This is a genomic window from Salmonella sp. FC25216, assembly GCF_057751355.1.
Genome location: NZ_JBDGON010000005.1, coordinates 259,033 through 271,453 on the forward strand (window position 1 = coordinate 259,033; position 12,421 = coordinate 271,453).

12 protein-coding genes are annotated in these 12,421 nt (G+C 51.1%); 6 read left to right on the plus strand and 6 right to left on the minus strand.

The annotated features are described in order from the left end of the window. The first annotated feature begins 5 nt into the window (after positions 1-5). From pqiA to rmf, 4 genes are all read left to right on the plus strand, one after another. Complete coding sequence (gene pqiA, locus AC3G3F_RS12480; protein WP_053530141.1) at positions 6-1,259, plus strand: membrane integrity-associated transporter subunit PqiA; 1,254 nt, start codon at positions 6-8, stop codon at positions 1,257-1,259. A 4-nt stretch (positions 1,260-1,263) separates the two neighbouring features. Continuing rightward, positions 1,264-2,904 (plus strand): intermembrane transport protein PqiB, encoded by a 1,641-nt coding sequence (gene pqiB / locus AC3G3F_RS12485; protein ID WP_023247039.1) that lies wholly within the window; start codon positions 1,264-1,266, stop codon positions 2,902-2,904. Beyond that, positions 2,901-3,464 carry a membrane integrity-associated transporter subunit PqiC gene (gene pqiC, locus AC3G3F_RS12490; protein WP_023247038.1) on the plus strand — a complete coding sequence of 188 codons (564 nt, stop codon included), beginning with the start codon at positions 2,901-2,903 and terminating at the stop codon, positions 3,462-3,464. Before pqiB ends, pqiC begins: the two co-directional genes overlap by 4 nt. A gap of 255 nt (positions 3,465-3,719) precedes the next feature. Further along, the gene (rmf, locus tag AC3G3F_RS12495) at positions 3,720-3,887 is read left to right on the plus strand and encodes a ribosome modulation factor (protein WP_023177830.1); all 168 of its coding nucleotides are present in this window, start codon (positions 3,720-3,722) and stop codon (positions 3,885-3,887) included. A gap of 99 nt (positions 3,888-3,986) precedes the next feature. Here the strand turns inward: rmf and fabA are convergent, their stop codons facing one another. Beyond that, a complete protein-coding gene (gene fabA / locus AC3G3F_RS12500; protein WP_000227925.1) occupies positions 3,987-4,505 on the minus strand; it encodes a bifunctional 3-hydroxydecanoyl-ACP dehydratase/trans-2-decenoyl-ACP isomerase in 519 nt (172 codons plus the stop codon). Between the two features lie 68 nt (positions 4,506-4,573). After that, positions 4,574-6,334 carry an AAA family ATPase gene (locus tag AC3G3F_RS12505; protein ID WP_053509640.1) on the minus strand — a complete coding sequence of 587 codons (1,761 nt, stop codon included), beginning with the start codon at positions 6,332-6,334 and terminating at the stop codon, positions 4,574-4,576. Between the two features lie 185 nt (positions 6,335-6,519). Between AC3G3F_RS12505 and matP the strand changes: the two genes are divergently transcribed. Next, on the plus strand, positions 6,520-6,972 hold the full coding sequence (gene matP, locus AC3G3F_RS12510; protein WP_000877172.1) for a macrodomain Ter protein MatP: 453 nt from the start codon (positions 6,520-6,522) through the stop codon (positions 6,970-6,972). A 71-nt stretch (positions 6,973-7,043) separates the two neighbouring features. Here the strand turns inward: matP and ompA are convergent, their stop codons facing one another. Together ompA and sulA are read right to left on the minus strand one after the other, a co-directional pair. Next, positions 7,044-8,096, minus strand: coding sequence for a porin OmpA (ompA, locus tag AC3G3F_RS12515; protein WP_053530176.1), 1,053 nt, complete (start codon positions 8,094-8,096; stop codon positions 7,044-7,046). 356 nt (positions 8,097-8,452) lie between these two features. Then, complete coding sequence (sulA, locus tag AC3G3F_RS12520; RefSeq protein WP_023247035.1) at positions 8,453-8,962, minus strand: SOS-induced cell division inhibitor SulA; 510 nt, start codon at positions 8,960-8,962, stop codon at positions 8,453-8,455. Between the two features lie 216 nt (positions 8,963-9,178). On the opposite strand from sulA, the gene AC3G3F_RS12525 reads away from it, so the two are divergent. Then, a complete protein-coding gene (locus AC3G3F_RS12525) occupies positions 9,179-9,784 on the plus strand; it encodes a TfoX/Sxy family DNA transformation protein (RefSeq protein WP_023247034.1) in 606 nt (201 codons plus the stop codon). Here the strand turns inward: AC3G3F_RS12525 and yccS are convergent. Both yccS and AC3G3F_RS12535 read right to left on the minus strand, forming a co-directional pair. Then, on the minus strand, positions 9,771-11,924 hold the full coding sequence (gene yccS / locus AC3G3F_RS12530; RefSeq protein ID WP_023247033.1) for a YccS family putative transporter: 2,154 nt from the start codon (positions 11,922-11,924) through the stop codon (positions 9,771-9,773). The two genes, AC3G3F_RS12525 and yccS, sit on opposite strands and share 14 nt — an antisense overlap. Positions 11,925-11,942: 18 nt before the next feature. Beyond that, positions 11,943-12,389, minus strand: a complete 447-nt coding sequence (locus AC3G3F_RS12535) for a YccF domain-containing protein (RefSeq protein ID WP_001261216.1) — start codon at positions 12,387-12,389, stop codon at positions 11,943-11,945. Between the last annotated feature and the right edge of the window lie 32 nt (positions 12,390-12,421).

Here is a 12,421-nt window from a genome sequence, read left to right on the forward strand (position 1 = left end):
CGCCTATGTGTGAACATCACCATGCTGCGAAGCACATATTGTGCCCGCAATGTGACATGCTGGTGGCTTTACCCCGCCTCTCGCATGGACAAAAAGCAGCATGTCCACGATGCGGCGCAACGTTAACGACCGAGTGGGACGCGCCCCGGCAGCGTCCTACCGCCTATGCGTTAGCGGCACTATTTATGTTGCTGCTTTCTAACCTGTTTCCCTTCGTGAATATGAATGTCGCGGGTGTCACCAGCGAAGTCACGCTTCTGGAAATCCCCGGGGTCATGTTTTCTGAAGATTACGCCAGCCTCGGCACGTTCTTTTTATTATTTGTCCAACTGGTGCCGGCATTTTGCCTGGTGACCATTTTATTGCTCGTCAACCGAGCCAATCTGCCGTTGTCGGTAAAAAAAACGCTGGCGCGGATCTTTTTCCTCCTGAAATCGTGGGGAATGGCGGAGATATTTCTCGCCGGGGTGCTGGTCAGCTTTGTTAAGCTGATGGCCTACGGCGATATCGGCATCGGCAACAGTTTTATTCCCTGGTGCTTATTTTGTCTCGTTCAACTGCGGGCATTCCAGTGTGTTGATCGCCGTTGGTTGTGGGATGATATCGCCCCTCAGCCGGCGTTGGCGCAGCCGTTAACGCCGGGGATTACCGGTATCCGGCAATCTTTGCGCTCCTGCGCCTGCTGCACGGCGATCCTGCCTGCGAAGAGTCTCGTTTGTCCGCGTTGCCATACGAAAGGCTATGTCCGGCGTAAGAACAGTTTGCAATGGACGCTGGCGTTACTATTTACCTCGATCATGCTTTATCTACCCGCCAATATTTTGCCGATTATGATTACCGATTTATTGGGCTCGAAAATGCCGTCGACCATTCTGGCTGGCGTGATTTTGCTGTGGAGTGAGGGGTCTTATCCGGTTGCGGCGGTTATCTTTCTCGCCAGTATTATGGTGCCGACGCTAAAAATGATCGCCATTGCCTGGCTTTGTTGGGATGCGAAAGGCCACGGTAAACGCGACAGTGAGCGGATGCATTTTATTTATGAAGTAGTGGAGTTTGTGGGGCGCTGGTCAATGATTGATGTCTTTGTCATTGCCGTACTCTCTGCGCTGGTGCGTATGGGAGGGTTAATGAATATTTATCCTGCGATGGGTGCGTTGATGTTTGCTTTAGTCGTCATAATGACAATGTTTTCTGCGATGACCTTTGATCCGCGTCTGTCGTGGGATCGTGAATACGAACCAGGCCATGAGGAGTCCTGATAGCATGGAACCTAAAAAAGGGGAAGCCAAAGTACAAAAGGTGAAAAATTGGTCGCCTGTCTGGATATTCCCGATTGTTACTGCGCTTATCGGAGCCTGGATTCTGTTTTATCACTACAGCCACCAGGGACCAGAAGTTACCTTAATCACCACCAATGCGGAAGGTATTGAAGGCGGAAAAACGACGATTAAAAGTCGCAGCGTGGATGTCGGCGTGGTTGAAAGCGCGACGCTGACTGACGATCTGACCCATGTACAAATCAAAGCGCGGCTTCATTCCGGTATGGAAAAGTTGCTGCATAAAGACTCGGTATTTTGGGTCGTAAAACCGCAGGTGGGGCGTGAAGGCATCAGTGGGCTTGGGACGTTGTTATCAGGCGCGTATATTGAACTACAACCAGGGAGCAAGGGCAGTCAGCCGGAAAGCTATCAGCTTCTTGATTCACCGCCGTTGGCGCCGCCCGATGCCAAAGGTATTCGTGTGATTCTGGACAGCAAAAAGGCTGGCCAGCTCAGTCCTGGTGATCCCGTTCTGTTCCGAGGCTATCGGGTGGGGTCCGTTGAAACCAGCTCTTTCGATCCGCAAAAACGGACAATGAGCTATCAGTTGTTCATTAAGGCGCCAAACGATCGGCTGGTCACCAGTAATGTACGATTCTGGAAAGATAGCGGTATCGCTGTGGATCTGACATCTGCGGGAATGCGCGTGGAAATGGGATCGTTGACGACGCTGTTTGGCGGCGGGGTGAGTTTTGACGTGCCGGAAGGACTTGAGCAGGGACAACCCGTCGCCGAAAAAACGGCGTTTAATCTCTACGACGATCAAAAAAGTATTCAGGATTCGCTGTACACCGATCATATCGATTACCTGATGTTCTTTAAAGATTCGGTGCGCGGATTGCAACCTGGCGCGCCGCTGGAGTTCCGCGGTATTCGTCTGGGGACGGTAAGCAAAGTGCCTTTCTTTGCGTCTGATATGCGTCAGGTGTTTAACGATGATTACCGTATTCCTGTGCTGGTGCGCATTGAACCGGAGCGTCTGAAAGCGCAACTGGGAGAAAATGCAGATGTTGGCGCGCATTTGACGGAACTGCTTAAGCGCGGTTTACGCGCTTCGCTTAAAACAGGTAACCTGGTTACCGGGGCGCTGTATGTCGATCTGGACTTTTATCCCAAGGAGCCGCCGATTACCGGGCTACGCGAATTTGATGGCTATGAAATTATTCCTACCGTCAGCAGCGGCCTGGCGCAAATTCAACAGCGGCTGGTGGAAACGTTGGATAAGATTAACAACCTGCCGCTGAATCCGATGATTGAACAAGTGACCAATACGCTGTCTGAAAGCCAGCGCACTATGCGTCGGCTGCAAACCACGCTGGATAATATGAACAAGATTACCTCCAGTCAGTCGATGCAGCAGCTTCCGGCGGATATGCAAACGACGTTACGCGAACTTAATCGCAGTATGCAAGGCTTCCAGCCTGGATCGGCAGCGTATAACAAAATGGTGGCGGATATGCAGCGTCTCGATCAGGTGCTTCGTGAGTTACAACCGGTGTTGAAGACTTTGAACGAGAAAAGCAACGCGCTGGTATTTGAAGCGAAGGATAAAAAAGATCCCGAGCCTAAGAGGGCGAAACAATGAAAAAATGGCTAGTCGTGATAATGGCGTTCTGGCTGGCGTCATGTAGCTCCGGCGGAGAGAATAAAAGCTATTATCAGCTCCCGATAGCGCAAAGTGGTGTGCAAAGCACTACGAGCCAGGGCAACCGCCTCTTATGGGTAGAGCAGGTTTCCGTACCTGACTATCTGGCAGGTAACGGCGTGGTGTATCAAACCAGTGATGTCCAGTATGTGATTGCCAATAACAATCTATGGGCCAGCCCGCTGGATCAGCAATTGCGTAACACTCTGGTGGCAAATCTTAGCGCCCGGCTTCCTGGCTGGGTCGTCGCTTCTCAGCCATTGGGAACAACCCAGGATACGTTAAACGTGACTGTAACCGGGTTCCATGGACGTTACGATGGTAAGGTTATCGTGAGCGGGGAGTGGCTATTAAACCACAACGGACAACTGATTAAGCGGCCTTTCCATATTGAAGCCAGCCAGCAGAAAGATGGCTATGATGAAATGGTCAAAGTACTGGCGAGCGCATGGAGCCAGGAAGCGGCCGTTATCGCTGATGAGATAAAACGGCTTCCCTGAGATAAAAGTAATGTAAATTTAACCGCTTCAGGTCATGCGCCTGAGGCGGTTTTTTTACGTTTAACGCCGGAAAAATAGTTGTTCTGGCTCACATTTTTTGTACAAATGATTTTCCGTATAGCTCACAAATATGACATTGGTGTGAATTTTGCGCATTGACGGGCGATCCATTTAGAGGTATTCGTGTAGTGTGATTGCACATTTTGTAATCACTGTTTTCTTTTCCACCAGATACAAATATGAGGGAAACGAGGCATGAAGAGACAAAAACGAGATCGCCTGGAACGGGCACATCAACGTGGATATCAGGCCGGCATCGCCGGACGATCAAAAGAAATGTGTCCCTATCAGACGCTGAATCAACGGTCATACTGGTTGGGAGGTTGGCGACAAGCCATGGAGGACAGGGTGGTAATGGCCTGATTCTGTCTCTTTAGAAAAAGAAACCTCCGCACTGCGGAGGTTTCGCCTTTATTGGCTTTGCAAGCATGATACCGATAGCGCGGAATATCAATTCAACACTTAGAACGCGGAAGTATCCTGGAACAAACCGACTTTCAAATCGTGTGCGGTATAGATCAGACGACCATCCACCAGAACCTCACCGTCCGCCAGTCCCATGATCAGGCGACGGTTTACGATACGTTTGAAATGAATGCGATAGGTGACTTTCTTTGCCGTCGGCAGAACCTGACCGGTAAATTTCACTTCGCCCACGCCTAGCGCGCGGCCTTTGCCTTCGCCGCCCAACCAGCCCAGGTAGAATCCCACCAATTGCCACATAGCATCCAGACCCAGACAGCCGGGCATCACCGGATCGCCGATAAAGTGGCATCCGAAGAACCATAGATCAGGATTGATATCCAGCTCGGCTTCGACATAACCTTTGTCGAAATTGCCGCCCGTTTCGGTCATTTTAACGACGCGGTCCATCATCAGCATGTTCGGCGCAGGGAGTTGCGGCCCTTTAGCGCCAAACAGTTCACCACGACCAGAGGCAAGAAGGTCTTCTTTTGTATAGGATTCGCGTTTATCTACCATGTTTTATGTAAACCTTATTTTATTGAAGCACGCAGGATAGCTAACACGTGTACGCTGAACAAGTCCGATCAGTTCGGAATAAAAGCGTTCAGCCAACGTAATGGCCACGGGAAACGATGACGGCCTTCCTGTTGCGTCGCCTGCGCGATACGCTCCTGGATAGTCTGCATCAACGTCGTTTGTCCTTCGCCATCCCACACCAGATTTAACAGTAGCGGTAAGGCGTCGGTCACGTCGTCTACCGCCCAGATAGTGAACTTCTCTTCTTTAACCGCTTGCAGCAGTTCAGATTTAAGACTGAGATGCCGGACATTGGCGGCAGGGATAATGACGCCCTGTTTACCGTTTAATTCCCGCTGCTCGCAGATGGCGAAGAAACCTTCAATTTTTTCGTTTAGCCCACCCACCGGTTGCGCGCGACCAAACTGATCAACCGAGCCGGTAATCGCAATGTTTTGATTCACAGGCACATTGGCCAGCGCGCTGATGAGCGCACATAATTCAGCCATTGAGGCGCTATCGCCATCCACTTCGCTGTAGGACTGCTCAAAGGTTAACGAGGCAGAGAAGGGAATTTGTTGCTCAAGCTGCAACTCCGACATCAGGAAGGCTTGCATAATCATCATTCCCTTCGCGTGAATATTTCCGCCAAGTTCGGCCTTCCGCTCAATATCGTTAAATTCGCCATCGCCGATATGCACAACACAGCTAATTCGCGACGGTTCGCCAAAGGCGCGCGGATGCCCGGGAAACTCAATGACGGAAAGCGCATTGATTTGTCCAACGCGTTCGCCTTCGGTTTCAATCAGGATCTGCTCTTGCAGAATCTCGTCCTGCATCCGTTCCGCCAGAAAGCCTTCTCGCCATTCGCGTCGGGCAAGCATCAGGCTGAGCGCTTCTGCGCCGCATGTATCGCCTTCGCATAAGGGCGCCGCCTCCTTAAACTGGCGGGCTATCCACAGTGGGCAAAGGGGCAGAGTGTCCTGTTCGCCGGTATAACGCACAGCCTCGCGTATCAGGACGGGCCAGGCGTCCGGTGCCGGGGCAGGCAAATTATCGCGTGAAGCGATACGCGTCACCCATTGACACCACAGGGTCATAGCTTCTGCGTCCGCTATCTGTAAATTGTCTTCAAATTCACTGTAGATAGCTTGTTCCGCGAGCTCCGGTTCCATCTCCTGAAAATCGGCCAGTGATTCACGTTCGCCAACCAGAATCACCTTCAGTTTGAGCGGCATTGATGGCACGGAGACCGGCAATGGACGCGACTCGTCAAACGCCACCCAGTCAAAACGCTCGCGGCTAACGATCGCTTTCAGACGCATCCATAGTAACGGCTGCGCCAGAAGGGTTCGTAAGGAAATAATAAGTACGCCGCCGTTCGCCTGATGAACCAGACCCGGCTGCAGGGAAATGTCGCCATTATACTGCCGCAGGCAACCAAAAAGCTGTTCGGCTTCGACCCAGTCCGCGCTGACGACTTGTGTGACGGTGGCAAAGTTGTCTTGCGCATTCTGCGCGGCGCGGTAATGAATAGTATGCCCGGAAACGTCATAATGCCCGCCGGTTAATTGTCCGGCGTCGGTTTGCAGAGCGCGGACGGCATCTGAAAGTAAAGTAAGATACTCTTGCTCTTCAGGCGCTTTAGTCAGCATAAAAGAGGATGATGTCCACGGCTGAATAAGTTGCTCAAGCGCAAATTGCAGTCGTGGCTGAGTATCACTGAGTAAGGTGTCGTTTTCGTCAGTCGCGTGTGGCTGTGCAAATATCTCCTGATAGCTTTCGCTATCCGGAACCAGATCACGCCATGCAAGTTTCGTAATGGTCAAAGTTGAGGTTTTTTAGTCTGTTGTAAAAGGGGGGATTATAGCCTAACCCGTCACGCTGCACACGCGGAAAGCGAATGCAAAGTAATGTGAAGACGTGTAACCATTCACAGGTTCGAGATTCTTTTCTTCAGATGGCTAAAAAACTGATATTCTGATAACAGTTACACGGTAACATTGGGATCACAATGAAATATCAACAACTTGAAAATCTTGAAAGCGGTTGGAAATGGAAATATCTGGTGAAAAAGCACCGCGAAGGGGAGTTGATCACCCGCTACGTGGAAGCCAGTGCTGCCCAGGAAGCCGTCAATTTGTTGTTGGCCCTCGAAAATGAACCGGTGCGGGTAAATGTCTGGATAGACAGGCATATGAATCCTGCCTTGCTTAATCGGATGAAACAAACCATTCGGGCAAGACGCAAACGACACTTCAATGCGGAACATCAGCATACGCGCAAAAAATCTATTGATTTAGAGTTTATGGTCTGGCAGCGTCTGGCGGGCCTTGCGCAGCGACGCGGTAAAACATTATCCGAAACGATTGTGCAACTCATAGAAGACGCGGAGCATAAAGAGAAATATGCCACGCAAATGACCACGTTAAAGCAGGATTTACAGGCGTTATTAGGCAAGAAGTAACGCTGAAAGGCGTTGTCACCCAGACCAGAGCAAAAAACCCCGCGACGCGGGGTTTTTTATCAGACGGAAACTTAAGCCTGCGGCTGAGTTACCACGTCTTTAATGCCTTTAACTTCGATCTCTACGCGACGATCCGGTGCCAGGCAGTCAATCAGGGCAGCGCGAGGTTTCACGTTGTCACAGGTGTTGCCGGTAACCGGGTTAGATTCGCCCATACCACGTGCGGAGATTTTGTCAGACGGGATACCTTTGGAGATCAGGTAATCAACAACAGACTGAGCACGTTTCTCGGACAGACCCTGGTTGTAAGCGTCAGAACCGATGCGGTCAGTGAAGCCCAGAACGACTACGGAACCGTCTTTCGGGTCCAGGTTGCTCAGCTGGTTGTACAGTTGATCCAGCGCCTGCTGACCTTCCGGCTTCAGGGTAGATTTGTTGAAGTTGAACAGTACGTCAGACTTCAGAGTGAAGTGCTTGGTCTGTACTTCCGGAGCCGGAGCCGGGGCTGGAGCCACTACCGGAGCAGCTTCTTGCTGGCCGAAACGGTAGGAAACACCTACGCTCAGCAGGCCGTTATCCGGACGGGTGCCGATGGTGTTGGCATCACCGATGTTGTTAGTCCACTGGTATTCCAGACGGGTTGCGATTTCAGGGGTGATGGCATACTCGATACCGCCCGCGAATACCGGGGAAACGCCGGTGTCGTGGTTTTTAGTAGACTCACCGCCAGGGGTGTTAGACTTAGTGTCTGCACGCCATACCATACCACCCAGACGGGTATAAACGTCCAGATCGTCAGTGATTGGGTAACCCAGTTTAGCGGTCAACTGAACGCCCTGAGCTTTGTAAGCGCCATTGATGTTGTCGCCTTTGTACGGCATACGGCCTAACCAGTCGTAGCCCATTTCAAAGCCAACGTACGGATTAACCTGGTAACCACCAAAAGCACCTGCGCCCAGTTGGTTTTCATGGGTCGGGCCATTGTTAGGAATGAAGCCAGTGTCATGGTACTGAGACCAGCCCAGTTTAGCACCAGTGTACCAGGTGTTATCTTTCGGAGCGGCCTGCGCTACGGTAGCGAAACCAGCCAGTGCCACTGCAATCGCGATAGCTGTCTTTTTCATTTTTTGCGCCTCGTTATCATCCAAAATACGCCATGAATATCTCCAACGAGATAACACGGTTAAATCCTTCACCGGGGGACCTGCTCAATAGTTACTCTACCGATATCTACGGCTTATGCCGAGCACCCCTGGCGATGTAAAGTCTACAACGTAGTTGGAAACTTACAAGTGTGAACTCCGTCAGACATGTGAAAAAAACATGACGAACATACACATCATTTAACACTTTTAGATGATAAATCGTACAGCAAAAATCGCGGAAACCGCTTCTGACAAGCTTTCTCGTAAAAAAAACGTTAGCACTCAAAGGAGATGCAATCGCGTAAAAAAAATTCCAGGATAAATCCTAATTTTACTTAATGATACAAATTAGAGTGAATTTTTAGCCCGGAATGCTGTCTCCTGGGTAAAGCGTGCGCACGTACAGGGCGCATGATAAACCCTACCGCATTGCCTACATTTGCTGCTTCAACCAGGCTGGCATGCTCTTCTTCCGTAAGTTCTTCCGCCAGCCAGCCAATCACTACACTGTAATTTCCTGTACGCAGAGCGCGAATCATTGCCTCCAGCGTATGACGAGGCGCAAGCTGACTAATTTGCATCACTTTCGTTAATGGCAAACCTGCAGACTGTACCCATTCACGGCTGAGTTTTTGCTGCGGCGTGAGCCAGAGCTGCCAACGTGATTGTTGGCCTAACTGCCGGAGTAAAGGCAAAAGCAGGAGTTGCGCCATCATGGGCTGGTCTTCGTGGTAGACAACTTCACTGACCAGCCCTGCGGCGGCATTTTCCGTAGCGGCACGCGCAGTGTTGTGGGGAGTGGTAGAAAATGACGAAGAACGATTTGCATAACCTGAAGTGTACATAATCAATCCAGCCCTGTGAGTTACTGTATATCCATACAGTACCCCTGTAGCGATGAAAGATCAACTCTATTTTCGGAAACTGTCTCGCAATTTTTATTCTTAGTGACGTCAAAAATAAAAATCATCTTGCTCGCGGAGTATAAGTTGCCTATTTTCGTCATTAACGGATCTGTTATTACAAATCATTCTTTTACTTTATGATTTAAAAGGAATTTTATGAGAGCACTCTCTTATGACAGGATCTATAAATCGCAAGAATATTTGGCCTCTCTGGGGACGATCCAGTATCGATCCTTATTCGGCAGCTATAGTCTGACCGTGGAAGATACCGTCTTTGCGATGGTGGCTAACGGCGAGCTTTATCTCCGCGCCTGTGAGCAAAGCGTACCCTATTGTGTGAAGCATCCTCCCGTCTGGCTCACATTTATGAAGTGTGGACGCCCTGTTATGCTCAACTATTATCGGGTGGATGAAAGCCTGTGGCGCGATCAGCAGCAACTGGTACGTTTATCGAAGTATTCTCTTGACGCGGCAATGAAGGAAAAACACAGCCGTATTTTACAGCACAGGCTCAAAGATCTCCCCAATATGACCTTCCATCTGGAAACATTGCTCAATGAGTCAGGGATAAAGGACGAGAATATGTTACGCGTACTGGGTGCAAAAATGTGCTGGCTAAGGTTGCGACAAAGTAATCCTTTGCTGACGGTAAAAGTTCTGTATGCGTTAGAAGGCGCAATTGTTGGCGTACATGAAGCGGCGCTCCCGGCGAGTCGTCGCCAGGAGCTTGCCGATTGGGCTCATTCGCTTACGGCTGGGTAATGGATGTAGAAGACGGCGGTGAAATTTGCCGTTGTAAGCGCCCGATTTCGGGTAGTAAGGCAATGAGCAAACCAATTTGTTGAACAACCAGAGGTTCTTTGCTGTCCGGACGTGTTTCCAGCGACTGAACTCGCTGCTTTAAATCCTCCAGCGCCTGGTGTACTCGCTGTTCGTCTTCAGGTTGATGATGAAGCGCATCATCAACGTAGCAGACCGCGTCATCCAGAAGCCCCAGCACATCCGGATTACTGAGCTTTTCGCGGTGCGCGCCGAGGGCGGAAATATAGCTGGTAAAAGTATGATTGAGGCAAAGCAGCCTGAACGCCGCTTCCCGGGTTTCGGCCTTGACGTCGGGTTCGCTTGACATATTAGAAACCACGGATGCCAGTTCCGCATCGCGGTTGTGCGCGTCGCGCCTGGCAATGCGATAGGTCAGGCGGTTGTCCCGGCCCTGGTGATATTGCTCAAGGATCGCATCAAGGTAGCGGCAATTCGCATCGGTGGCGCGCTGGAGTACCCGGGGAAGATTGCGAAAGCGCCAGTCCGGCCAAATAAAGCTGACCGCAGCCCAGGCGATAGCGCAGCCAATCAACGTGTCGATGACGCGCGGTAACGCTACCTCAAAGCCTTCGCCCAAGAGGTTAAAGCAGAGTAATACCAGCAGAGTGATGAACATCGTCGCATGGGCATACTGTACATTACGGAATGCAAAGAAAAGCACGCCGGTAATCACCAGCAGAACTAACTGTCCTTCAAGCGAAGGAACAAACCATAAAATCGGCAGGCCGATAGCAACGCCTACCAACGTACCGATAATCCTGAGCGCAAGGCGATGGCGGGTCGCGTTATAGTTAGGCTGACAAACGAACAGGCTGGTGAGTAATATCCAGTACCCGTGGCGCATCCCGGTAATTTGAATGAGAGCATAACCCACGCACAATACCAGCGACATGCGTACTGCATGGCGAAAGAGAGCGGACTCTGGGGTAAAATTACGGCTCAGACGCAGCCAGATGTCGCTAAACCCGTGCAGGCTATCATCAGCCAACTGGTTTTCTGACTCATTGCGCGGCATTGCCTGGGCCTGCTCCGACTCGATCGTCGCCAGTTGCGCGTCAATGGCGCGCAGGTTGGTTAATAAGAACCCAAGCGTATTCAACAGTTCCAAAGAAGCGCCGCTGGCGCGCATACGTTCAAGCGCGGCGTCAATGTGGGTAAAGACGCGTTCAAAGCGCGGATCATGCTGATATGGCGTGCGCAGTAAGATACAGCGCGCCAGCTGCGTGCAGGCCTGTGCCTGCATTGACATCAGACGTTGAAAGCGAAACATCACGTCGCTGTGACGAAAGTGGTCGCGCAGCGTCTGGTATTGAATATGCGAAGAGCTGGCGCGTTCATGAATATCCTGCGCCACAAAATAGTAATGGAGGGTGCGACGCGTGCCGCGTTGACCGCGATCGCCGCGCAGGCGAGTCAACAACGACACTTTCGTTTGGTTCAGCGTCGCCATTAACTGCCCGTTCGCTAATGCTAAATCATAGAGCGGTGCCTGGCTCTCATCTTCAATATCAGGATCAAACAGGCGTGATTTCAGTTCCAGATAGTGCGCCAACTGTTCGTAACTGCGCGCCAGATTATCCTGTAATGGGCGGATAGGAAATAGCAGGTGCCCGGTTAGGGTCAGCAGATTATACCATACCGCGCCCGCCAGCAGGAGTAGAGGTTGCTGATACCAGTGCGCATATAAAGAGGCGCCCAGCATCGTGTAGATGGCAATGAGTAATGCGCCGAACGCGATGGTGGCATAGCGTTGCCCTAATCCTCCCAACAGAATAAATCCACTGGTGGATAAAGTTAAGCCCAACGCAAATAGCCACGGCCAGGGAAAGAGCAGCTCAACAGAAGCAGAAGCGATAAAAAAGCAAATTAACGTAATGATTAAATTACGTAAACGCCCGGCAAGGCGGTCGTCGAGATCGGTTAGCGCCGCGGCAACCATACCGAGCGTGAGCGGGATGGTGAGTTTGACGTCGCCCAGCCACCAGGGCAGGGCGGTGGTGCCACACAGGGCGATAAAAATGCGGATGTAATACAGCCAGGTACTGTTCCAGGTATAACGGCGAATCAGCGGACTTAACATAAAGGCTATTTGTCCCGATCATTCAAAACGGCGGCGCGCGTTAGCTTCCCGCGCGGCGCGAGCGGTTTCTACAGAGACGACGCGGCGACCGACAGGCCAAAGCGCAATCGCGGCAATTTTAAAGTTCGCAATGCCGACAGGTATCCCGATGATAGTGACACACTGCGCGATACCGGAGGCAATGTGCATCAGGCATAGCCACCAGCCGAAAAAAAGTAGCCAGAAAATATTCAGCAAGGTACCGCCAGTATTCATTAATAGGTTTTTCGCCGCCGGATTAAGTTCGTCAACATGGATGGCCTCATTGCCGTAAGGGAACAGGGACAGCTTGGTTATCTCCCAGCAGGAGCGGGTCAACGGCAAGGTAAAAATAAGCACAATACTGACAAGCGTCGCCAGCAGCCAGGCCAGCGTAGTGGCAAAGCCGCCCAGTACAAAGTTTAAAATATTCAGAACGGTACGCATAAACCCTCAGTTCATTCCGGTTTTCTATCACT